12 protein-coding genes, 3 rRNA genes and 1 riboswitch are annotated in these 24467 nt (G+C 65.0%); of the genes, 6 read left to right on the forward strand and 9 right to left on the reverse strand.

From position 1 onward, the window contains the following. Window positions 1-237 precede the first annotated feature (237 nt). The 4 genes from atzF to AC0VYP_RS00085 form a co-directional block, all read right to left on the reverse strand. Window positions 238-1983, reverse strand: a complete 1746-nt coding sequence (gene atzF, locus AC0VYP_RS00070) for an allophanate hydrolase (protein WP_475472002.1) — start codon at window positions 1981-1983, stop codon at window positions 238-240. Then, window positions 1980-5567: an urea carboxylase gene (gene uca, locus AC0VYP_RS00075; protein ID WP_475472003.1), complete on the reverse strand. Its 3588-nt coding sequence runs from the start codon at window positions 5565-5567 to the stop codon at window positions 1980-1982. The genes atzF and uca overlap by 4 nt, the downstream gene beginning before the upstream one ends. A gap of 82 nt (window positions 5568-5649) precedes the next feature. After that, window positions 5650-6411 carry a GntR family transcriptional regulator gene (locus AC0VYP_RS00080; RefSeq protein WP_285757961.1) on the reverse strand — a complete coding sequence of 254 codons (762 nt, stop codon included), beginning with the start codon at window positions 6409-6411 and terminating at the stop codon, window positions 5650-5652. Window positions 6412-6456: 45 nt separating this feature from the next. Beyond that, a complete protein-coding gene (locus AC0VYP_RS00085; protein ID WP_475472004.1) occupies window positions 6457-7647 on the reverse strand; it encodes a lycopene cyclase family protein in 1191 nt (396 codons plus the stop codon). 106 nt (window positions 7648-7753) lie between these two features. Here AC0VYP_RS00085 and AC0VYP_RS00090 point away from each other — a divergent pair, with 106 nt between their 5' ends. Further along, the gene (locus tag AC0VYP_RS00090; protein WP_285757957.1) at window positions 7754-8497 is read left to right on the forward strand and encodes a class I SAM-dependent methyltransferase; all 744 of its coding nucleotides are present in this window, start codon (window positions 7754-7756) and stop codon (window positions 8495-8497) included. Continuing rightward, a complete protein-coding gene (locus tag AC0VYP_RS00095) occupies window positions 8494-10077 on the forward strand; it encodes an FAD-dependent oxidoreductase (protein WP_475472005.1) in 1584 nt (527 codons plus the stop codon). The genes AC0VYP_RS00090 and AC0VYP_RS00095 overlap by 4 nt, the downstream gene beginning before the upstream one ends. Here the strand turns inward: AC0VYP_RS00095 and AC0VYP_RS00100 are convergent. The 4 genes from AC0VYP_RS00100 to AC0VYP_RS00115 form a co-directional block, all read right to left on the reverse strand. Further along, entirely contained in the window at window positions 10041-11051 is a 1011-nt protein-coding gene (locus tag AC0VYP_RS00100; protein WP_475472006.1) for a DUF5914 domain-containing protein, read from the reverse strand. The two genes, AC0VYP_RS00095 and AC0VYP_RS00100, sit on opposite strands and share 37 nt — an antisense overlap. 19 nt (window positions 11052-11070) lie before the next feature. Then, window positions 11071-12045 carry a phytoene/squalene synthase family protein gene (locus AC0VYP_RS00105; RefSeq protein WP_475472007.1) on the reverse strand — a complete coding sequence of 325 codons (975 nt, stop codon included), beginning with the start codon at window positions 12043-12045 and terminating at the stop codon, window positions 11071-11073. Beyond that, the gene (gene crtI, locus AC0VYP_RS00110; protein WP_475472008.1) at window positions 12042-13544 is read right to left on the reverse strand and encodes a phytoene desaturase family protein; all 1503 of its coding nucleotides are present in this window, start codon (window positions 13542-13544) and stop codon (window positions 12042-12044) included. The genes AC0VYP_RS00105 and crtI overlap by 4 nt, the downstream gene beginning before the upstream one ends. 180 nt (window positions 13545-13724) lie before the next feature. Continuing rightward, window positions 13725-14861: a polyprenyl synthetase family protein gene (locus tag AC0VYP_RS00115; RefSeq protein ID WP_475472009.1), complete on the reverse strand. Its 1137-nt coding sequence runs from the start codon at window positions 14859-14861 to the stop codon at window positions 13725-13727. 895 nt (window positions 14862-15756) lie between these two features. On the opposite strand from AC0VYP_RS00115, the gene AC0VYP_RS00120 reads away from it, so the two are divergent. From AC0VYP_RS00120 to rrf, 3 genes are all read left to right on the forward strand, one after another. Then, window positions 15757-17289, forward strand: a 16S ribosomal RNA gene (locus AC0VYP_RS00120). 399 nt (window positions 17290-17688) lie between these two features. After that, window positions 17689-20784: ribosomal RNA gene (locus AC0VYP_RS00125) — 23S ribosomal RNA — on the forward strand. 120 nt (window positions 20785-20904) lie between these two features. Continuing rightward, window positions 20905-21021 (forward strand): 5S ribosomal RNA (rrf, locus tag AC0VYP_RS00130). The 16S, 23S and 5S rRNA genes sit together here, the layout of an rRNA operon. A 950-nt stretch (window positions 21022-21971) precedes the next feature. Here rrf and AC0VYP_RS00135 read toward each other — a convergent pair. Further along, a complete protein-coding gene (locus AC0VYP_RS00135) occupies window positions 21972-22280 on the reverse strand; it encodes a hypothetical protein (protein ID WP_285761420.1) in 309 nt (102 codons plus the stop codon). Between the two features lie 155 nt (window positions 22281-22435). After that, window positions 22436-22500: riboswitch (guanidine-III (ykkC-III) riboswitch) on the forward strand. A gap of 638 nt (window positions 22501-23138) precedes the next feature. On the opposite strand from AC0VYP_RS00135, the gene AC0VYP_RS00140 reads away from it, so the two are divergent. After that, window positions 23139-23972, forward strand: coding sequence for a helix-turn-helix domain-containing protein (locus AC0VYP_RS00140; protein WP_475472010.1), 834 nt, complete (start codon window positions 23139-23141; stop codon window positions 23970-23972). The last annotated feature ends 495 nt before the right edge of the window (window positions 23973-24467 follow it).

The following is a 24467-nucleotide window of genomic DNA, read 5'->3' on the forward strand; positions in this document are numbered from 1 at the left end:
CCCGCCCCTCCCCTCCAGAAGGAAGCGGTTTCACCCCAGCCCTCTTGTACCAGGGACTCTTCGATCGCCTCGCCCGCCACAGGCCCTCTGCCGGTTTTACGACCGCGTTCACCTCTGCGGCTCCGACCGGAAGAATTTTCAGCACCATGGGGGCTCGGCGCGGCACCCCCGTGGTGCTGTCAACAAACCGCGGTGACGTGTCGGACAGGGGATATGCCGACTTGTCTGCCCGGTCGCTCAGCCGTTGGCCGTACGGAATGCGCGCCATCCGCCGAACGCGGTGATGTCGCGGGCGTTCTCCAGCGCCACCGGTTCGCACAGGAACCCCACGTGGTGCGTGCCGTCCGCCAGTCGTACCCGACCCAGCGCCATCGGAGTGGGCAGGCCGGCCAAGAGTGTTGCCAGGCCCGCCCCCGGGAGGGCCCACAGTTCCGCGGCCACCGCGGCGCCACCCTCGCCGACCCGAACCAGCCCCGGTTTGGCGGGTTCCGTCTGAAGAGCGAAGAGCCGGTACTCGGCGGCGGTGCGCACCTGCCCCAGCAGCCGGGCTCCCAGAGCGGTCAGCTGGCCGTTCAACGGTTGCCCCGACAGGTGGGCGCCCACCACCACCAGGGGTACCGCCGAGTCCGGGAGCCGAATCGGTTCCGATTGCTCCATGGTGAACCGTTCCGCGATGTCGGCGATCACGTGGTCGGCGAACGCCGGTGCCGCCAGCGTCACCCCGAACCGTGCACCGTCGTCGGTCTCCCCCGCAGGAAAGGCGATCGCCGCCATGTCGAACAAGTTGCAGAAGTTCGTGTATCGGCCCAACCGGGCATTCGCCCCGATCGGATCGGCTTCCACCTCCGCGAGCGTCGGATGCTCGCCGACAGTCGGTAGCAGGATCGCGTCGAGTCCGTGGGTCGCTTTTCGTGCTGCTGCGCGAAGCCGGCCCAGCTGTTCCTGATCGCTGACCAGTCGATGGGCCGCGATTCCCGCGGCCCCGCCGATGATTGTCGCCACGGACGGGTCAAGCCCTTCGGCCGATGCCTCGTCGGTGACGAATGCTCCGACCGCCGCGTACCGCTCCGCCACGAACGCGCCGTCATAGAGCAACTGTCCAGCATCCACAAAGGGTTTCACGTGAAACGGAACCAGTTCCACGCCGGTCTCCGCCAACCGTTTGGCCGCTGCCTCGAACGCCGCTACCCACCCCGGTGCCAGCCCCACCAGTTCGCTCGATTCCGGTACCCCGACACGGGGTGCGGGGGGAGCCGCCAGCGGTGCGTCCACCGGCCAGTCCCGGGAGAGGGGGTCCGTGGCGTCCGGCCCGGTAAGCACCCCGGCCACCCGGCGGGCGGTAGCCACGTTCGGGGCGAACACCGTCACACAGTCCAGACTTCGACAGGCGGGGACCACTCCGGTGACGGGTACCAACCCGATGGTGGGTTTGAGCCCGACCGTCGCACCGAAAGCGGCCGGAACCCGCCCCGACCCCGCGGTGTCGGTGCCCAGCGCGAAGTCCACGATGCCCAGTGCAGTGGCCACCCCCGAGCCCGAACTCGATCCGCCCGACACCCGATCCGGTCGGTGCGCGTCGCGAACCCGTCCGTAAGGGCTGCGCGACCCCACCAGTCCGGTGGCGAACTGGTCCAGATTCGTCTTTCCCAGCACCACCGCACCCGCGGCCAACAATCGCGCTGCCGCGGTGGCCGTACGCTCCGGTTCGTAGGCGAATCCCGGATGCGCAGCAGTCGTCGGGAAGCCCACGACGTCGATGTTGTCCTTCACCGCGCAGACCGTGCCGGCCAAGGGAAGGTCCTCGCCCGCAGCCACCCGCTCGTCCACCCGCCGAGCAGCCGCAATCGCGGTTTCCTCGCCCAGCAGACTGATCCACACCTCAGGACGGTCCACCTCGGCGATCCGCGCATAGGCCGCGGCCACCCGCGTCACCGCGGAGCCGGCCGGCCCTTTCGGCTCTCCAGTCGTCCCGACCGTGCTCATGCGGCCTCCCGCCCGGCGAGAACCACCAGGGCGGTCCCCGCACTCACCTGTTGACCGGGGGCGACAAGCACTTCGACCACCTCGCCGTCGGAGGGCGCCGTCACCATGGTCTCCAGTTTCATTGCTTCAAGCGACATCAGCGACTCCCCCGCGCTGATCCGCTGCCCCGGACGCACGTCCACCCGCCACACCCCCGCGGCCAGCGGTGCGGCCACCACGCTGCCCCCCGGTGGTGCGACGACCGGCGCCGCTACCGCGATCTCTGGCTCGGGCCTGTCGTCGAATTCCCCCGCTGCCGCCCAGGCATCCCGCTCACCGGTGAAAGCCCTCGCCTGCCGGGCCCGGAACGCCGCAATCGAGTCGGCGTTGTCGGCCAGGAAACGTTCGTGTTCGGCCAGCGTGAACGTGCCGGGGCGGATGTCCAGATCACTGCGTCCGGCCGCGAAGTCCGCCCGCACGTCCAACAGTTCCGCGGCTGAAACCGGATGCCAGATGATCCGGTCGAAGAAACGCAGCAGCCACGGCGCACCCGGCTCGAACGGCCCGCGTTGGCGCAACCCGCTCCAGATCGGGACGGTGCGTCCGATCAGCTGGTAGCCCCCGGGGCTGTCCATACCGTAGATACACAGGTAGGACCCGCCGATGCCGACCGTCCCCTCCGCCGTCCAGGTACGCGCCGGGTTGTACTTGGTGGTCACCAGACGGTGGCGCGGGTCCAGAGGAGTCGCTGCGGGAGCACCCAGGTACACGTCGCCCAGCCCCAGCACCAAGTATTCGGCTGCAAAGACCGTGTCGCGTACCTCCGTCACGCTGCCCAGGCCGTTGATCCTGCGCATGAACTCGATGTTGCTGGGGTTCCACGGCGCGTCGTCGCGTACTCCCGCTGTGTACCGCGCAATGGCCTCTTCCACAGTCGGGTCGTCCCACGACATCGGCAGATGCACCTCACGGCTGGGCACCACCAGGTCAGAGGTGGCGGGCAGCGTCTGTTCCGCCTCCTGGAGAACACCCAGCAGCGTCCGGACCGGGAGCAGGTCCGGATCCACGTGCAGGTGCAGCGAACGGATGCCGGGGGTCGCATCCACCAGTCCGCCCAACCCCTGTTCCGCAAGCCGCTGCATCAGGGCGTGCACCCGCATCCGCAGCCCCAGGTCCAGCGTCATCGGCCCGTACTCGACGAGTATGTTGTCGTCGCCGCCACGCCGATAGGTCACCGATGGCGCGTCCTCGGCCGCCGAACGGTGCGCCAGGACGCCGTCGTCGGCATCGGTGCCGGAGAGGAACCCTCCGGACACCGGGATTCGCCCCGCGCGCAACTTGTCCGATGCCGCCTCGCTCACCGCAACGAACACGATCGAGTCGCCCGGCCGCAACTGCCCGATCTTCCACCGCTCGGTGCTCAGCACCGTCACCGGGCAGACGAAACCGCCCAGGCTCGGGCCGTCCGGACCGAGCAGAATGGGGGTGTCCCCGGTGAAGTTGACCGCCCCCACCGAGTAGGCGTTGTCGTGCAGATTCGACGGGTGCAGCCCGGCCTCGCCACCATCGCTGCGCGCCCACTGCGGCTTCGGTCCGCTGAGGCGCACCCCGGTCCGCGCCGAGTGGTGGTGCACTTTCCAGGTGGTCGAATAGAACCGTTCCAACGACTCACGGGTCAGGAATTCCGGTGCGGGTTGCGGGCCCTCCGCGACCGCGATCTGCCACACCTCGCTCATGGCGGGGCGTGACTCCGGAGGAACCGGAAGGGGCAGCGGCGCCCGCGGATCCGGTTCTCCCGGACGCAGCACGTCGCCCACCGCAAGCGCCCGGCCGCCGTGCCCGCCGAAACGCCCCTGGGTGAAGGTGGCCGCACTGCCCAGGTAGCGCGGCACGTCCAGGCCCCCGCGCACCAGGACATAGGTACGCAGTCCCGGCCCCTGTGCCTGTCCCACGTCCAGCACCGAACCCGCCGCGACCTCGATCGGCTCCCATTGAGGCACTGCTTCTCCGTCGAGAGTGACCTCCACCGCCGCGCCCGTCACACACACCGTCGTCGCCGTCGAGAACACCAGCGCCGGACCGTCCAGTGTGCACTCCAGACCGGGCGTCCCCTCGGGGTTGCCCAGTGCCGTGTTGCCGGCTCGGAAGGAGACGTCGTCCATCGGCCCGCTCGGCGGGATGCCCACCTCCCAGTACCCGACCCGCCCCGGCCAGTCCTGCACGGTCGTCAGCGTCCCCGGCCGCAGGACATCGATCCGCGGTTCCCGCACCACCACGTCGGCCAGTGAAGACGTAGTGTGCTCGGCGGCCCTGACGTTGACGTCCACGCATGCCGCGCGCAACAGCCCGAGGTTCGTGGCGACCCCGTCGATCCGCGTCCGTTCCAGTGCGTCGGCCATTGCGGCCAGTGCCGACATGCGGTCCTCCCCCGTGGTGACGACCTTGGCCAGCAGGGGGTCGTAGGCGGTGGACACTTCATCCCCTGCCTCCACCCAGGTGTCCACCCGTGTGTCGTCGGGAAACTCCACCCGCGTCAACAGACCGGCGCTGGGCCGATAGTCGTGGGCCGGATCTTCCGCGTAGACCCGAGTCTCCACCGCGTGGCCGCGTGGCGCGGGGCCGGTGTCGGCCACCGCGTCCAGCACCGTCTCCCCCCGCGCCTGCCGCAGCATCCACTCCACCAGATCCACACCGGTCACCGCCTCGGTCACCGGGTGTTCCACCTGTAGGCGCGCGTTGACCTCAAGGAACGACGCCGTGCCGTGCCCCGCGTCGTAGACGAACTCCACCGTCCCCGCTGAGCGGTAGGCCACTGACGCACACAGCGCGCGTGCACCGGTGTGCAGGCGGTCGCGTACTTCGTCGGGAAGATTGGGTGCCGGCGCCTCCTCGACCACCTTCTGGTTGCGTCGTTGCAGGGAGCAGTCCCGGTCGCCCAGGCTCACGACCCGACCGGCTCCGTCCCCGAACACCTGCACTTCGACGTGCCGCGCGCGTTGGACGAACCGTTCCAGGAAAACACCTTCGGAACCGAAGTTCGCCTCCGCGGCCCGGGCCGCACGGGGCAGCACCGAAGCAAGCTCGTCAGGACCTGCGCACACGTGCATGCCGATTCCGCCACCACCCCCGGTCGCCTTGACGATCACCGGGTAGCCGATCTCCTCGGCGGCGGCCAACGCAGCCTCGGGACTCTCGAGCAGCCCGCTTCCCGCCACCAGAGGGACGCCCGCCCGTTCCGCTGCGGCCCGGGCGGTGTGCTTGGCGCCGAACATGGTCAACTGCTCGGGTGTGGGCCCGACGAACACCAGCCCCGCTGTCTGGGCGGCTGCTGCGAAGCCGGCGTTCTCGGAAAGGAAACCGTAACCGGGGTGGATCGCTCCTGCGCGGGTCTGCTCTGCCGCAGCCAGGATCCGCTCGACGACCAGATAGCTCTGCGCCGCGGGCTCAGGTCCCAGCCGGACTGCCTCGTCGGCCATCCGCACGTGTGCGGCGGCCCGGTCGGCGTCGGAGAACACCGCCACCGTGCGCAGTCCCAGATCCCGGGCGGTGCGGATGATCCTGCAGGCGATCTCGCCCCGATTGGCGATGAGAAGGGTGTCGAACATGAGGACTCCTTTTATGCCGTGGTGTCCGTCGATGGCAGGCGGCGGTCGCGGCACGCAAGGCGTCCGAGGACCGGAGAAAGAGTCAGGCGGTCCCGGCGTTCAGGGTCATCTGGGTGAGGGCGTCCCGCGCCCGTTCCATGACGACCTCCAGCGATTCACCGACATGGGCGTGCAGGGCCCGGTACCCCCGGTCGAGCTCCCCGTCGCGCACGAACTCCATGATCTGGATGTGTTCGTCGATGGTGGTCTGGATCCGGTCGGCGGTGAGGAAGTCGTACATGCGAACCCGCCGGATCTTCTGGTTGACGCCCACGAGCGCGTCGGTGACGGCCGGGTTGCCCGACGCGCGCGACAACGCGTGGTGAAACTCCTCGTCACGCACCACGAACTGCGGGTCGGGGGCGGGTGGAGCGTCGCGGAACACGTACCAGCGCCGGAGTTCGGCCTCCAGGACGGCCCGGTCGTGGGTGACCGCGGGGGCCTCGATGGCGCGAGCCACCCCGCGCAGTTCCAACACCACCCGAAGCTCGTAGAGATCGCGGAGCTCGGCCAGGTTGGGCACCGTCACCACGAAGCTGCCGTCACGCCGCTCGACCAGCCCCTCGACCTCCAACCGGGTCAGTGCCTCGCGCACCGGGGTCCTGGACACCCCCAGCCGACGCGCCATGCGTTCCTCGGCCAGTCGGGTCCAGGGAGGGAAGTGACCGCTCATCACCTGGTGGCGAAGTCGTCCGTAGACCGCCTCCCGGCGTGAGCGTGTGCGGCCGCCGGCGAGGGTCGGAGAATGTGGCCCGCTCTCCTCCAGACCGCCGGAGTCTTCAGCGGTATACAGCCCGGTATTCATACTGCGACGGTAGGAAGAACGTATTTCGCAGCTTTTTTGAAGGAGTTAACTCTGTGTATCGTCCTGCTCCCGGACGAGGGCGGGGCCAGGGCGCACGTGCGCCCACAGTGTCGAGAGCATCGGCCCGATCGGTGCCGTCGCCCCGACCGTCAGATCCGTCAACGGAGTGGTCCGTCCGTCCAGAAAGTCCAGGAGTCGCGGTAACGGATTGCCACGAAAAAGCGACGCGAAGAAATCCGCGCCGTCGATTCGGCCCTCCGCCAATCCGCGGAGCAGGACCGCGTCCATGAACAGGTGCCGCCGTGAATGCGCGGCCGATCCCCCCGGCCGTTGACCCGCAGCCAACGCCGCCGCGATCTGCTCCGTCTGGCGCTGCACGCCGGCGAACGTGTAACCCGTCGAAGGTCGCGTCGCACCCCCGGCCGTACCGATCCGGAACACGCGCCGGCCAACGGGCACCCGCAGCGGTGCGGTCGTCATGGGAATGGCCCCCTGCTCGGTCCCCGTTACCGAGAACTCCCCCAGATCCAGCACGCGATCGGTGTAGTCGTGCAGCGCCGCTTCATAACCGGCGCGGTCCAAGACGCCATGGGAGAACTCGGTGTACTCCACCAGTGCCTCGTGCGCGGAGAAGGGCAGCACGTAGCCGAAGGACACGCCGCGGTCGGGCTGGGGCGTGCGCAGGTCCATCAACACCGCCGCCCCCGTGTCGAAGCGCGGCTCCGCCGTGCGTACGAACCACCCCCGGAAGTGCTGCCGCAACGTCACCGCACTCGGGGGGAACGCCGCGGGAGGCCGAGAGTCGAACACTACGTCGGCGGCCAGTTCCGCCGGCCGACCGACGGCGTCGCGCATGCGCAGTAGCGCGCCCCCGGCACCGTTGACCACGTCCAGTACGGTCGCCTCGATCGGACGTACGTCCGCCAGATCACCGCGTACCAGCGACTCGAAGTCCGGTGAGCGGATCATCTTGTACACCAACGGTGCCGCGGAAGAGCACCACTGCGTGCCGTCCGGGCCGAACACCGAAAGCGCCGGCCAGCGACCGCTCACCGCCCCGTCCCACTCCCCCCGTGCCGTTTCCCAGAAGCACCAGGTGCGAACCGGTGGACGCAGCGCGGACTCCGCCGTCTCCACCAGTGCGATCGAACGCCCGTCGAGTCTCTTCGTCAACCGGTGGGCCAGGGACAGTCCGGCCGCTCCCGCTCCCACGATCGCCACGTTCACGCGGTCCATGTGATCACCTTCCCAGAAGGTGTGGCGTGAACGAGGTCAACGCCACACCCCCGGGTAACGTCTGCCGAAACCGGACCGGAACCGGGGACACCAACATGGGACGAATGTGACATACACACCGCAGGGCGCACAGTCTGGCCAGGTCACCGACGAGTTCAACCATTCGGCGCCGTCCTACGACCGGCTGGTCGCGGTCAATCCCGGCTACCGCGCGCACCTGAGGCGCTCGGCCCAGCGCCTCAGGCTGCCCGAAGGAGGGGCCGGCCTGCGTCTGCTCGACCTCGGCTGCGGCACCGGAGCCTCCACCGCGGCACTGCTCAGCGTCGCCCCGCACGCCGAGATCGTCGCCGTGGACGCCTCGACCGGCATGCTGGACGCCGCCCGTGCCAAGTCCTGGCCCGACAACGTCCGGTTCGTGCACGCGCGTGCCGAGAACCTCGCCGAAGCCGGCATCACCGGCCCTTTCGACGCCATCCTCGCCGCCTATCTCGTGCGCAACTGTTCCGACCGCGACGCGGTCCTGGTCGCCATGCACGACCTGTTGCGCCCGGGCGGCCGTATCGCCGTACACGAGTACTCCGTGGCCGACTCCACCACGGCGCGAGCAGTATGGACCACGATCTGCTGGTCGGTGATCATCCCGCTCGGCCGGGTCGTCTCCGGTCGGTCCGACCTCTACCGGTACCTGTGGCGCAGCGTTCTGGAGTTCGACGGTGCCCGACGCCTCGCAGGACGTATGCGCTCAGCCGGACTGCGCCAGGTCAAGGTCCTGCCCATGACCGGATGGCAGGCCGGTATCGTGCACACCTTCCTCGGTTTCCGCGCACTCTCCGGCGAGACCGCACAGTGACCCCGCAGCCTGTTCCCGGCCGTGACCCGAGGGCCCAACTCCACGAGCCCCGGCCCCCCGAAGGCACCGCACCGGCACGGCAGCCACGGGTCGCGGTCGTGGGTGGCGGCATCGCCGGGGTTGCCGCCGCAACGGCGCTTGTCGAACGCGACGTCGCGGTCACGCTCCTGGAGCGCGACCCGCAACTGGGCGGTCGCCTCTCCGGATGGCAGACCACGCTGGCCGACGGAACCACCGCCACCATGAGCCGCGGTTTCCACGCCTTCTTCCGCCAGTACTACAACCTGCGCGCGCTGATGCGCCGGATCGACCCTGCGCTGGCAATGCTGACGCCCCTGCCCGACTATCCCCTCGTGCATGCGAGCGGGGCACGCGACGGCTTCACTGGCCTGCCCGCCACGCCTCCCTGGAACGCGTTCGCGTTCGTGGCCGGAAGCCCGAGCTTCCGCTGGCGCGATCTCGCCGACGTCAACATCGTCGCCGCTCTCAGCCTGCTCGACGTCGCCGTTCCCGACGTCTACCGCAGGTTCGACCACGTTGACGCGCTCGACTTCCTCGACCGGCTGCACTTCCCCGCCTCCGCGCGCCACCTCGCCCTCGAGGTCTTCTCCCGCAGCTTCTTCGCCGACCCACGGTCGATGTCCGCTGCCGAACTGCTGACGATGTTCCACATCTACTTCCTCGGCTCCAGTGAGGGCCTCATCTTCGACGTGCCCAACGCACCGTTCCCGCAGGCGCTGTGGAACCCTCTCGCCCGCCGGCTGCGTTTCCTCGGAGCAGACGTGCGCACCTCGTGCCCCGTCGAAGAGATCAGTGGCGGGCAGGATCGCCGCTACGCCGTTCGCACACCCGACGAAACAGCCGAGTACGACGCCGTTGTCGTCGCCACCGACGTCAGCGGCCTGCGCGGCCTCGTGGCCTCCTCCCCCGCGCTCGCCGACCGGCAGTGGCGGGAGCACGCCCTGAACAGGCCGGGCGCACCGCCGTTCCTCGTCTCCCGCCTATGGCTGGACCGACCCGTACGATCGGAGCGTCCCGGGTTCCTCGGCACCAGCGGCTACCCCACCCTCGACAACATCAGCGTCCTGGAACGCTACGAGGGCGAGGCCGCCGACTGGGCGCGTGCCACCGGCGGATCGGTCGTGGAACTGCACGCCTACGCGTTGCCGGAGCACCTCGATCCCGTCACCGAGCAGAAGCGCCTCATCGGCCAGTTGCACCGTGTCTATCCCGAGACCGCCGACGGGCGCATCATCGACGAACGCCACGAACTGCGCGCCGACTGTCCGCTCTTCCCTCCGGGGGGTTTCACCGACCGGCCCGCCATCACCACACCCGACCCGTTTCTGGTGCTGGCCGGTGACCACGTTCGCGTCAACCTGCCGGTCGCGCTCATGGAACGCGCGGCCACCAGCGGTTTCCTCGCCGCGAACGCGCTTCTTCGCCGCTGGGGCCGCCACGGACACCCCGTGTGGACGGTGCCCAACCGGGGCCGCCTCCCCTGGGCGCGGCGCCCGGCCGGGCAACGGTCCGGTTCCTTTGCTCAGGCGGGCCAGCGGCCGGACGAACGCAAGGTGTAGCGCCGCTCCGCGTAGGCGATGTCGTCGCGCCACAACCGGCGGGCAGTGAACCGCATCGCCGGGCGGACCAACCGCGCGAACCGCTTCGCCACGGCGAAACCGGTACGGTCCGACGCCGCGATCGTCGCCTCGATCACGGCGGTGCGGGGCACCCCCTGCCGGTCCACCCCCAGCGGGGTGGCGTGTGTCTCCACAACACTTCCCGTGCCTTCGCCCTCGACGATGTGCATGACGACCGTGCGCGGTTCCGGGCAGGTGAACGCGGCCCGGACCGGGACCCCGAACCGGCCCGCGACTCGGAACGCCACCTCCACCACGAAACGGTCGTCGGCATCAGCCGATTCCGGTCCTGTCGGTGCTCCGGTCACCTTCAGCCCCACGAACGAGTACGGGTGAAACCACGATCCGTGCCACGGGTCCAGCCGGTTGGCGATCACGTCCTCGGGTTCGCACCTCCCGGCAAGCGTCTCCACCGCCACCAGGCGGTTCTCGGGCGTCGGGCGCACCGGCAGCACCGGCGCCTCCAACGGTTGCTCGCCACCCACCGAGTCCAACCGGACCCACACCAGCACACCGTCGTCGTGCACCGGAAACGGCGACCAACCGGGAAAACCCTCTTCGCCCAGTGCCAGACCGTGCCATCGGCACACGAGACGATCATTGCTCACCGCCCCCCGACACAATGGAGCGCCCATGTGCGGACACGCTCCGGGCCCGGCGTGCGGTGCGCCGTCGGCCGTACGCCAGGCCACCACCTCGGTTCCCGAGACCAGCCTGCCGAACGGCCGATCCGCTCGTACCTGCGTGCTCGCCGCCAGGACGAACCAGTTGCCGGCGGGCCGGGCCAGCGCCCGTTTCAACGCGCCCTCGATCACGCCGGGCTTTGCGTCGCGCCACGACGGGGGCTGCCGCTCCCACGCTGTCGCAGGCATCCGACGCAGCGGAAGGCGCCGGGGACTGAAATCCTCTGTCATCAGGGTTTCTCCATCGCGCTCATGCGTCGTTCTCAGCTGGGCGGGGAGCGGGGATCCGCTGCCTCGCCTCCGTCATCCTTGCCAGTACGGCGCGTCCAAAAGCCGGTAGCGCCACCCGTGCGCGCCGGCTGCTCGGTACCGAGTGGCGGCGGCCCCACACGTCGAAGTCGGCCGCCTGTATCTCGTCCAGAATTCCCTGGTAGAGGGTGAAAGCCGTGGCGACACACGGTCGCGAAACCGGATCGAGCATGGTGATGCCCGGTCGCGCCTCCTCGTATCCCGCCCGGTTCACCGCCACCAGGTGTTCAATCGCGTCACGGACCCGGGGGTCGCTGCGCTGCCCGGCTCGGCACCACCCGAGCAGTTCGCGGTCCACCCCGTGCCCTGCCAGGACGTCGGCGGGCAGGTAGACGCGGCCGCGGTCCAGGTCCTCGGCGACGTCGCGAAGGAAATTCGTCAATTGGAAGGCCTCCCCCAGGGCCGCCGCGTGTGGTGCGGCGCGTTCGCGGGTGGTCACCGTTCCCAAGACCGGCAGTACCTGAAGGCCGATCACCGCGGCCGATCCGTACATGTAGGTCCGAAGACTCTCGAACGTCGGATAGTCGGTCACGGAAAGGTCCATCCGCATCGACTCCATGAAGGCCGAGAACAGTTCGGCCTCGATCCCGTGCCGTCGAGCGGTGTCCGCGACGGCACGGATCACCGGTTCTTCGACGGCCCATCCCGCGAGCGCCGCTGAGAGGTCTGCGTCCAGCGTGGTGATGACAGCGGTCCGCTGCGCCGTGTCGGCCTCGTCCCCGATGTCGTCCACCACGTCGTCCACCCAACGTGCGAATCCGTAAAGGGCGTGGATCGCCGGACGTCGTGCCGGAGGAAGAGCAAGTGTCGCCAGGTAGTAGGTGCGCCCGTGACGGGAGTGGAGTTCTCTGCATCGGGCGTAGTCGCCCCGCAGTCCGGGGTCGGTGATTCCCGCGGCCTTCAGTTCCCGGTTCATCGCGTCACCCCCGCGCGGCGTCCGATCCCACCGGTGATCCGTGCCGCCGCGAGTTTTCCCGACACCAGCACCGTCGGCAGGCCCACCCCCGGAGTCGTCCCACAGCCCGCGAGCACCGCGTTCCCCACGCCCGAGACGAGATTTCCCGGACGAAACGGCCCGGTCTGAGCGAACGTGTGCGCGGTCGCGAACGGTGTGCCGAACGCGTGCCCTTGCCGAGACCAGTCCTTTGGTGTCACCAGTCGCTCGACCCGGATGGAGTCGTCCAAGCCGGTCATTCCTCGGGTCTCCAGTACGCGCACCATCTCGTCGCGGTATCGGGGGCCGAACTCCGCCCAGTCGATCCGTCCCGTACGCAGATTCGGGCAGGGAGCCAGCGCGTAGAACAGGTGCCGGCCCTTGGGAGCCAAGTCGGGGTCGGTTACCGTCGGCTGGGTTACCAGCAATGACGGGTCGCGCATCGGCACACCCTCGGCGGTGATCTCGGAGAAGGTCGTACGCCACGCCTCGCCGAACAGGATGTTGTGATGATCCAGGTGCGGCCAGGTGCGGTCGGTGCCCGCGTGCAACACCACCGCGGAAGGAGCGAATCGCAGCGGTACCACCCGCCATGGAGTACGGCCCAGCAGCCGGTACGCCATCGGCAGATCGGGGGTGAGGACAACGGCGTCGCAGGCGATCCGTTCCCCGTCGTCGAGCACCACCGCGGTCACCCGATCGCCGCGCTGCTCCAGTCGGCTCACCGAACTGCCGAAACGCAGCTCCGCACCCGCGTCCGCGGCTGCTCCGGCCAGTGCTGTACCCAGGGCGCGCATTCCGCCTCGCGGAAAGTACACCCCGGCGATGGTGTCCATGTAGGCGATCACCGCGTAGGCCGCCAAAGCCCGTTGCGGGGGGACTCCGGCGTACAGCGCCTGAAAGGAGAAGATCCTGCGCAGTCGTTCGTCTCTGACGAACCGCCCGATCGCCGGAGCCAGCCTGCCGAATCCCCCGAGCACAGCCAACCGTGCGAGCTCCGGTGAGACCAGACTGAAAGGGGAATCGAAATTGGTATCGATGAACCGGCCCATCTCCAACCGGTAGAGCTCACTCAGCCATGCGCGCAGCCTGCGATAACCCGCTGCTTCGCGTGTCCCGCACGTCTGTCGGACTTCCTCTTCCATCGCGTCGGCGTCGGTGTGCACGTTGATGACCGAACCGTCCGCGAAGCGCGCCCGGTACGCGGGAGCCAACTGAAGGAGGTCCAGCCGATCGGCCACGGAGTCGCCCACCGCGGCCAGCGCTTCGTCCAGAAGCTCCGGCATCGTCAGGACGGTCGGTCCGGTGTCGATGCGAAAACCGTTCAGGTCCAGTTGCCCGGCGCGGCCTCCCGGATGGTCCTCGCGTTCGATCACCGTGACACGTCGTCCGGCACCCAGTAGGTGGAGTGTGGCGGCAAGGCCGGACAGTCCGGCGCCAACCACCACCACATGATCGGTCGGGCCGGTCACGGTACGCACGAAGTTCTCCTGTCGGGTCGTGGAAGCTGCTGCCGCAGGGATGGGCAGTCGGCTAAGTGCGTGCTCTCAACCAGATCAGGTAATCATTCAATTACTGCTTGTGCTGGGATGGTGTATCTGTTGTGCGTGGCGGGGCCGGTCATGTCCGGCATCGGGATCCTTTGCCGGGGTGATCGTCGGTCAGCGGTCCCGCGCGGTCGCGTGGATCGCGAGCTCGTTCAGGGAAGCGTGCGCGATGGGGTCGATGACCACTTCGCCCAGACGCGCCGTTCCCCGCTCCGCCAGGTGATGGATCCGCTTCTCCACGGCCCCCCGCGCTCCGAGGTCGTCGAGTACCTCGCGCACCGCCTGGACCTTCGTCGCTCCGATGTCGGGATCGCCCAGCACCTCCTCGATCACCCGCAGGGCTGCATCATCGCCACGTTCCCGTGCCAGACGCGCGCCCATCGCCATGAGGAAGGTGCGCTTCCCCTCGCGGAGGTCGTCACCGATCGGCTTGCCGGTGCTCTCAGGTTCCCCGTAGATGCCGAGAAGGTCGTCGCGCAGTTGGAACGCGACTCCGATGTCGCAGCCGTATCCCCGCAGCGCCGCAACCGTTGACTCCCCCGCTCCTGCCAGTGCCGCCCCGATGTGGAGTGGGCGTTCCACGCTGTAGGCGGCGGTCTTGAGACGCGCGGTGTTGAGCGCTGATGACTCGGAGTCGTCCCTGCGGGCCTGGCCGTACAGGTCGAGGAACTGTCCCGCCATCATCTCGGTGCGCATCATCTGCCAGGGGCCGCGGACCCTCGCCAATTGCCCCCGCGAAAGCCCCGCTTGCATCAGCATGTCGTCGGCCCAGATCAGCGCGATGTCACCGACCAGAATCGCCACCGACTCCCCGAAGTCCTCCGCGGACCCCGACCACTGCTGGACGTTGTGCTCCGCGGCCAGCGCCGCGTGCACGGAAGGGGCGCCGCGCCGGGTCCGGGAACCGTCCATGATGTCGTCGTGCACCAGCGCACACGCCTGGATGAGTTCCAGGGCGCTTACGGCCCGCAACACGGGGTTGACAGCCGGGCCGATGCTGTTTCCTCCGCCGGCCCGCCATCCCCACCAGGCAAACAGTGGTCTCAGCCGTTTCCCGCCGCGGGTCACGAACTCGGTCAGGCGCGCGGTCACGACCTCGGTGAAGTCCGGGTCGATTCCGTCGCAGCCCGTTCGTTTGTCCCGCAGGAACGCCTCCAGGTGCAGCTCCACGGAACGGACAACCGTCCTGTCGTCGGTCGCCTCGGCTGACTCCCGTTGGACGGGAAGCGATCTGGCAGGGGATTTCCGCATGACGACTCTCCTCTTGCCCGGTGGGGCCGTCCAGGTGAGACCGCTGCGTGGGGCCCTGAACGGTGGACTCGTTCGACAAGCTCTTTATGTCCGTGCGGTGAGGTGCTGGAACATCAACTTCCCCGTGTGTCCCATGGAGGCTTGTCGTTGCTTGGGCCGGTGACGTGGTCTCATGACGGAGTCTGACGGATGCCGGGGACCAGGCCCACGACCCGAACCGTAAAATTTGTGACCCGGGTTACTAGAGATTTGGTTGTCGGAGCGGTCGGTAGGAGCTAAGCTCGGTCGAGTCGCCTTGAAGTCCCTGAGGTTCTTCCTCGGACTTGGCGGCCTTCTTCGGGCGATCCGGACACCATCTGGTGGACGTGCCCGGCACTCACTGGTCTTGGCCGCGAATTTGTTCTGGCATAATCATTGTGCCGCGAAGAAATTGGCGGAAAAAGCAGTGCATGTGCTTGATGGAGTTTCTCGAAACGCCGGTTTGGCGGAGCGAAAAACACCTGATAAAGTAAAGGCACAACGGAGCGGAAATGCACGGGAAACCGGGCAGGGAAACTCCACTCCCAGCTTCATCAAGGGTTTGCGAAAAGCGCGGATTTGCGCCGGAACAAACACCCTGATAAAGTCGGGAACACAACAAAGCGGAAACAACGCCGCACCGATACGAAGAGCGTGACACGCGGGCCTGGCCCGCTGGGAATGCTTGTAGACGGTTAAGCGGTTGCTTTTTGAGAACTCAACAGCGCGTGTTTATTTACTTACAGCCAAGTTTGTTTTGGCTCCCGACCATCACATTGTGATGGTGAGGGATTCCTTTGATTGAATGTCAGTTTGATGTTCAGTCAGGGTTGACGCCATCTAGGTTTCCACGGTCTTCGGGTCGTGGTGGTAGACCTTAATGGAGAGTTTGATCCTGGCTCAGGACGAACGCTGGCGGCGTGCTTAACACATGCAAGTCGAGCGGTAAGGCCCTTCGGGGTACACGAGCGGCGAACGGGTGAGTAACACGTGAGTAACCTGCCCCCAACTCTGGGATAAGCCGAGGAAACTCGGTCTAATACCGGATATGACACGCTCCTGCATGGGAGGGTGTGGAAAGTTTTTTCGGTTGGGGATGGACTCGCGGCCTATCAGCTTGTTGGTGAGGTAATGGCTCACCAAGGCGATAACGGGTAGCCGGCCTGAGAGGGCGACCGGCCACACTGGGACTGAGACACGGCCCAGACTCCTGCGGGAGGCAGCAGTGGGGAATATTGCGCAATGGGCGAAAGCCTGACGCAGCGACGCCGCGTGGGGGATGACGGCCTTCGGGTTGTAAACCTCTTTTACCACTCACGCAGGCTCCCAGTTTTCTGGGGGTTGACGGTAGGTGGGGAATAAGGACCGGCTAACTACGTGCCAGCAGCCGCGGTAATACGTAGGGTCCGAGCGTTGTCCGGAATTATTGGGCGTAAAGAGCTCGTAGGCGGCTAGTCGCGTCTGCTGTGAAAGACCGGGGCTTAACTCCGGTTCTGCAGTGGATACGGGCTGGCTAGAGGTAGGTAGGGGAGACTGGAATTCCTGGTGTAGCGGTGAAATGCGCAGATATCAGGAGGAACACCGGTGGCGAAGGCGGGTCTCTGGGCCTTACCTGACGCTGAGGAGCGAAAGCATGGGGAGCGAACAGGATTAGATACCCTGGTAGTCCATGCCGTAAACGTTGGGCGCTAGGTGTGGGGACTTTCCACGGTCTCCGTGCCGTAGCTAACGCATTAAGCGCCCCGCCTGGGGAGTACGGCCGCAAGGCTAAAACTCAAAGGAATTGACGGGGGCCCGCACAAGCGGCGGAGCATGTTGCTTAATTCGACGCAACGCGAAGAACCTTACCAAGGTTTGACATCACCCATGGACTCGTGGAGACACGGGGTCATTTAGTTGGTGGGTGACAGGTGGTGCATGGCTGTCGTCAGCTCGTGTCGTGAGATGTTGGGTTAAGTCCCGCAACGAGCGCAACCCTTGTTCCATGTTGCCAGCACGTAATGGTGGGGACTCATGGGAGACTGCCGGGGTCAACTCGGAGGAAGGTGGGGATGACGTCAAGTCATCATGCCCCTTATGTCTTGGGCTGCAAACATGCTACAATGGCCGGTACAGAGGGCGTGCGATGTCGTAAGGCGGAGCGAATCCCTAAAAGCCGGTCTCAGTTCGGATTGGGGTCTGCAACTCGACCCCATGAAGGTGGAGTCGCTAGTAATCGCGGATCAGCAACGCCGCGGTGAATACGTTCCCGGGCCTTGTACACACCGCCCGTCACGTCACGAAAGTCGGCAACACCCGAAACTTGCGGCCCAACCCTTCGGGGAGGGAGTGAGTGAAGGTGGGGCTGGCGATTGGGACGAAGTCGTAACAAGGTAGCCGTACCGGAAGGTGCGGCTGGATCACCTCCTTTCTAAGGAGTCATTGAAGCCGACTGTTTTTCCTATCATGGTCGGTTGACTCGAGAGTGGAACCGATGCTGGTTGCTGATGCTGGTGCCTTCGATGGGTGCTGGTGGGTGGCTGGAGTGTTCGGTCTTGGTTGTTGAGTGGATGAACTTTGCCCCTGGTTTCCTAGAGCTGGGGGGCGCGCTGTTGGGTATCTGAGGAAGCAACCGATACCGGCTTTCTTCATCGTTAAGGGTTTGGTCGTGCGAGTGTGCCGGCTGGGCTTGGTGGGGAGGGTTGGTGGTTGTTTTCTGGTGCCGCCTCAAAGAACTCTTGGTGAGGATTTTTTCTCGTTGAGTGGTGTTTGGGTTTGCGGGTGGTGTTTTGATTTGTGAATAGTGTGCGCGAGCATCTTGTATCTGTGGTGGCCAAGTGATAGTGGCACACGGTGGATGCCTTGGCATCAGGCGCCGATGAAGGACGTGGGAGGCCGCGATAGGCCACGGGGAGCTGTCAACCGAGCTTTGATCCGTGGGTGTCCGAATGGGGAAACCTAGCCCGAGTTGTGTCGGGTTGCCGCTACCTGAATGTATAGGGTAGTTGGTGGTGACGCGGGGAAGTGAAACATCTCAGTACCCGCAGGAAGAGAAAACAATAGTGATTCCCTGAGTAGTGGTGAGCGAAAGGGGATGTGGCTAAACCGTGCGCGTGTGATACCCGGCAGGGGTTGCGTGTGCGGGGTTGTGGGATGTGCTGTGTTCAGTCTGCCGGCTGGGCGCGATGATGGTCTGATTAGCCGAAACTGGTGGTAAACGGTACCGGAGTGGGTGAGAGTCCCGTAGGTGAAGATCAGGTCTAGTCGTTGGTGTATTCCCGAGTAGCGCGGAGCCCGTGAAATTCCGTGTGAATCTGGCAGGACCACCTGCTAAGCCTAAATACGTCCTGATGACCGATAGTGCACTAGTACCGTGAGGGAAAGGTGAAAAGTGCCCCGGTGAGGGGTCGTGAAATAGTACCTGAAACCGTGTGCTGTCAAGCCGTCAGAGCCTGGACTCCTTGTGGGTGGTGGGTGATGGCGTGCCTTTTGAAGAATGAGCCTGCGAGTCATGGTGTGTGGCGAGGTTAACCCGGGTGGGGTAGCCGTAGCGAAAGCGAGTCTGAATAGGGCGTTTGAGTCGCATGCTGTGGACCCGAAGCGGAGTGATCTACCCATGTCCAGGGTGAAGCGGAGGTAAGACTTCGTGGAGGCCCGAACCCACCAGGGTTGAAAACCTGGGGGATGAGGTGTGGGTAGGGGTGAAAGGCCAATCAAACTCCGTGATAGCTGGTTCTCCCCGAAATGCATTTAGGTGCAGCGTTTCGTGTTGCTTGCCGGAGGTAGAGCTACTGGTTGGCTGATGGGCCCTACAAGGTTACTGACGTCAGCTAAACTCCGAATGCCGGTTTAAGTTAGCGAGGCAGTGAGACTGCGGGGGATAAGCTTCGTAGTCGAGAGGGAAACAGCCCAGATCATCAGCTAAGGCCCCTAAGCGTGTGCTAAGTGGGAAAGGTTGTGGAGTTGCTGAGACAACCAGGAGGTTGGCTTAGAAGCAGCCATCCTTTAAAGAGTGCGTAATAGCTCACTGGTCAAGTGATTCTGCGCCGATAATGTAACGGGGCTTAAGTACACCGCCGAAGCTGTGGACTCAACACTTTTGTGTTGTTTGGTAGGGGAGCGTCCTGCACGAGGTGAAGCTGCGAAGTGATTCTGTGGTGGATTGTGTGGGAGTGAGAATGCAGGCATGAGTAGCGAAACCAGTGTGAGAAACACTGGCGCCGATTGACTAAGGGTTCCTGGGGCAGGTTAATCCGCCCAGGGTGAGTCGGGGCCTAAGGCGAGGCCGACAGGCGTAGTCGATGGATAACGGGTTGATATTCCCGTACCCGTTCATACGCGTCCAATACTGAATCCTTTGATGCTAACCACCACTGAAGCTCATTTTCGCCTTCGGGTGTTTGTGGGTGGAGGCGTGGGATCCGATTGGGTAGTAGGTAAGTGATGGGGTGACGCAGAGGGGTAGCTCTACCGGGCGATGGTTGTTCCCGGGTCAAGCGTGTAGCCTGGAGCATAGGTAAATCCGTGTTCTGTGAAGGGTGAGGCGTGACGTCGAGGCGTTGAGCTGAAGTGAGTGATCCCGTACTGTCGAGAAAAGCCTCTAGCGAGTGTGTGGGCGGCCCGTACCCTAAACCGACGCAGGTGGTCAGGTCGAGTAGACCGAGGCGATCGGGTGAACCATGGTTAAGGAACTCGGCAAACTGTCCCCGTAACTTTGGGAGAAGGGGAGCCCTGTCTGGTGATCGAGTTTTCCTCGTGAGCTGGGTGGGGTCGCAGATACCGGGGGGAAGCGACTGTTTATTAAAAACACAGGTCCGTGCGAAGTCGTAAGACGCTGTATACGGACTGACGCCTGCCCGGTGCCGGAACGTTAAGAGGACTGGTTAGATACTTTTGTGTCGAGGCTGGGAATCTAAGCGCCGGTAAACGGCGGTGGTAACTATAACCATCCTAAGGTAGCGAAATTCCTTGTCGGGTAAGTTCCGACCTGCACGAATGGCGTAACGACTTCCCCGCTGTCTCAACCATGGGCCCGGTGAAATTGCACTACGAGTAAAGATGCTCGTTTCGCGCAGCAGGACGGAAAGACCCCGGGACCTTCACTATAGCTTGACATTGGTGTTTGGGATGGTTTGTGTAGGATAGGTGGGAGCCGGTGAAGCTGTCACGCTAGTGATGGTGGAGGCGTTGGTGAAATACCACTCTGACTGTTTCGGGCATCTAACCTGGGACCGTGATCCGGTTCGGGGACAGTGTCTGGTGGGTAGTTTAACTGGGGCGGTTGCCTCCTAAAGAGTAACGGAGGCGCCCAAAGGTTCCCTCAGCCTGGTTGGCAATCAGGTGTTGAGTGTAAGTGCACAAGGGAGCTTGACTGTGAGACGGACGTGTCGAGCAGGTGCGAAAGCAGGGACTAGTGATCCGGCACCGGCGTGTGGAAGCGGTGTCGCTCAACGGCTAAAAGGTACCCCGGGGATAACAGGCTGATCTTCCCCAAGAGTCCATATCGACGGGATGGTTTGGCACCTCGATGTCGGCTCGTCGCATCCTGGGGCTGGAGTTGGTCCCAAGGGTTGGGCTGTTCGCCCATTAAAGCGGCACGCGAGCTGGGTTTAGAACGTCGTGAGACAGTTCGGTCCCTATCCGCTGCGCGCGTTGGAGACTTGAGAAGGGCTGTCCCTAGTACGAGAGGACCGGGATGGACGAACCTCTGGTGTGCCAGTTGTCCTGCCAAGGGCATGGCTGGTTGGCTACGTTCGGGAAAGATAACCGCTGAAAGCATCTAAGCGGGAAGCTTGCTTCAAGATGAGGTCTCCCACCACTTCGAGTGGGTAAGGCCCCCTAGAGACGATGGGGTTGATAGGCCGGATGTGGAAGCCTTGTGAGGGGTGGAGCTGACCGGTACTAATCGGCCGAGGGCTTGTCCATCGCAGATGACTGGATGCTCGCGCACACTATTCGTTTTTGGCTGGCTGCCTTTTTGGTGGTTGGTTTTCCGTGGGTTTCCCGCGCTCGCCTGGTGTTTGGGGTGGGTGGTTGGGTGGAGGTTTACGGTGGTCATAGCGGGAAGGAAACACCCGGTCCCATTCCGAACCCGGAAGTTAAGCTTTCCAGCGCCGATGGTACTGCCTCCTTGCTGGGGTGGGAGAGTAGGACGCCGCCGTAATTGATGTTGGTTGGGCTCGTTTGGTTGCCTCTTGTGGGGGTGGCTGGGCGAGCCCTTCCGCATTTTCAGGGGTGTTTGTGTGTTGGGGGGCGCTGCCCCCCCTTTTTTTATGAACGGGGTGGCTTCCTGCCCTCGCAACGTCCAGGCCGGCGTGCGGCACCGGCTGTCAGATTTTCCAGAAGAGCCGTCCGTACGACTCGGGCCCGGCTCTCCTGGTGAAAACGAGTGGTTCTCACGGAGGGGCGGTATGCGAAGCGAGCTGATCCTTTGTGGTTGCGGGTCTTCAGAGACTCCGGCTGCTTCCACTGCTTCCCCAGAAGCGAGAAGCGGGGGGAGAACTTCCCGCCAGACGCGCCCAGTGGCTGACGTCGCTGGTCCCTCCTCGGGGCCCTCAGTAGCTAATCGCGCGGGTCTCCTGGACCCGCTTCTGCGCCTGCCTCCGCCCGAACACACGGGTGATGGAGGAGTTTAGGGCGTGAACTTTCCCCGCGAGAGGGAAGCCAAAATATCGACAAAGAGACACGTCGATAACTAGATATCATGCCTGTCCGAAATTCGACCGCCACTCGTCCGTCACCAGGCCGAACGGGCGCACGGCGAAAGGGAGAGGTGCGCGTGCAAAAGTGTGCCCGGGGACGCGTCGAACCGCGGGCAGCAGACCGCCTCGGCGGGGGCCGACCGCTCCCCACCGAGGAAAGGGATCGGGTTACTCCTCTTCGGAATCGACTCCAGAAGGGGTCTCCGCTACCTGGCGTACAAGTGCCATAAACTCTTCGTCGCTCATGGCCGCCCAGTCAACACGTTCGTTCATGGTGACCGGTGTCCCCCGGTTCAAGATCAATAAGCGCGGAACTCGGCCAATTGCCGGAGGAGTTTAGGTAAAGTTCGGGTTTCGTGCTCTTTTCGAACCCGACTGTGCCTTTGACGTGGGGATTCTCGAACCGTCCAGGTCAGATCTTGCGTTGGAGTGCGCTTCGGCACTCTGGGCAGCGGCAGCGCTTGTTGTAGCCGGTGAGCGTTCCGTGCGGCAGCGAGGGGTCGCGCTCGGCGGTCAGTGTCGTGTCGAGCTGTTCCCCGAACGCGCCGAGAATTCGGGCTGCTGCGAACACCTGTTGAGGACTTACCCCAAGGTCGCGGGAGGCCTCATCGATATGGGCCCCCATTCTGAGTTTGGCGATCAGCCGGGACCGCGTGGCAGGCGGCAACTCCTCCTCCGCGTTCGCGATCAACTGGTTGGTGTCGTCAATGGGGTAGCTCATCGGTTTCCTTGTTAAGGCGCGTGAGGGAGGCACCCTCCGCAATCCAACCTGAATCGTACGCCGTGTGCGGACAGGCTGTGACGAACCACTGCTCAGAGGTGTGATTCCTGCCTCCGCGGTCGTGTCACGGGGCACTGGTCGCCATTTGTGAATAGGTCAGGCCACGTGGTCTGGCCCCGGACACGGCGAGCCGTACCCGGTCACGACAAGACGGCGTCGTGGCTCTTCGACGTGGGGCAGGACCGAGTGCGGCGTGGATCTTTCTGATCATCTCAGGTTTCCTCGAGGCGGCCCGAGCCCACACCGTTGGGGTGTCCAAGGGCTTCACCCGACTGCCACCCCCGTGGTGGCGCTGGTTATGGGCATGGGTGCTTGGATCCTGCGCACGATTGCGACGAGAACGGGTTATGCCGTCCGGGGCGGCGTCGGTGCGGTGGGCACCGCGGTCGTGGGTGCGGCGCGGCCGGGAGGGCCGGCCGGTTCCGCCAGGCTTCTATGTCTGTTGTTGATCGCGCCTGGGGCATGGACCTGAAGCTTCTGCACCGATCCGAGCGTGCCGCACGCGTGGTTCTGGTGAGTTTGATACCAGAGTGAATAAGGATGCCGATCGGACCGGTTCACTGAACCGGTCCGATCCTCTGTTACCACTTCTGCATCCGCAAAAGCAGTGGATAACTGCCGTTGAATCCATTGGAAAGCAGCCCGCCCCCAACCGCGTGCCGCCTAAGAACAGTGTTTCGGGCAGTGAAAATTCGGCATTCGTCAACTAATTTCTACGAATGCATTGCTAGCTGCTAGTGGTAGTGCTTCTCTGGTTTGCACGACCACCACTCCCCCGGCAGGTACGGATACGAGGTAATGACCAGCCCCATCGTTCGCCGTCGTCGCCTCTCAGTGGAACTCCGCCGCCAGCGTGTGCAAGCGGGGATGACCCTCAGCGACGTCGCAGAGGAACTCGAATGGTCACCGGCGAAACTCGGTCACATCGAGACGGGCATCCGCAAGTGGCCCTCGGTGATCGAGGTTTCGGCCCTGCTCAGTCTGTACGGAGTGCGAGGCGGGCAACGCGACGCCATTCTCACCCTGGTGCGTGAGTCGCGGTTGCGGCCCTGGTGGACCGAGTACGAGGACGTCGTCCCATCCGCCTACATCGGGAACGAGGCAGGAGCCGTTGCGATCGACTCCTACGCCGGCATGCTTGTCCCCGACCTTCTCCAAGCCCCCGAGTACACCGCTGAACTCGCCCGGGCCAGAGGGCGTGACGGTGCAGCCGTCGAGCGTACGGTCGCCGCCTATCTCAAACGCCAGGAGATTCTGGACCGGGACAATCTGGGGCGTTACCACGCTCTGATCGAGGAGGACGCGCTTCAACGTGTCGCCTCCCGGTCGGAGGCACTGCACGCCCAGCTGCGCAGGCTCATCGAACTCGCCGAGGGCGACAGTCGGGTCACCGTTCAGTTGTTGCCGACCTCGGTCGGGCTGCATGCCGGAGCCGCCGGCCCCTTCACGGTCCTCGAGTTCGACGAAGGCGAGAGTTCCCTGGCCTACGTGGAAGCGACCCAGGGGGGAGCGATCGTCGAGGACGAGGCAGCGGTCGAGCGCTGCCAGGAGGTGTGGCGGCGACTTGTCAACGTAGCGGTTGACCCCCTGGCGACCATCGTCACGTTGAAACGCCTCGACCTGCTGACCTGAGCATCCCGTCATCGGTCACCTCTGGAAGGTGACACAACCGGCAGTCTTCCGTTCTTCAGGAGTTCGGCGGCCAACACCGCGGTTGCCCACCGTGCTATTGGCCGATTCGGGCCAGCAGCCGTCATGGAGCCCGGTGGTCGCTCCACGGCACATGGGAGTCGCAGTACCTTTTTGAGCTTGGTGGACGTCTTTGCCCGGGGTGTCGCAGGCCGGAACCAGGCCGCTCTCTGGCAGGATCGAATCCGTTTCCCGGTCCGGCGACGCCCGGGGCGAGTGCGAAGGTTCGTCATGCCTACCAGGCACAGTCTCGTTCTGGCGTCCGGCGTGTGGAACAGGCCCCAGCGGGGGTTGCTAGGCTACTTGTGGACAAACCCATAAAGTGCTCTACCGACGCCATCCGGCTCGGCCGGACATGATTACCGGCCGCTTTTCGCCGCGGCCGGGCCGTGCGTCGAGACTTGTTCCAAATCCGTGTAAGGAAGTTAAGGGGTCCTC

The sequence above is a fragment of the Nocardiopsis sp. iso_186 genome, assembly GCF_056173365.1.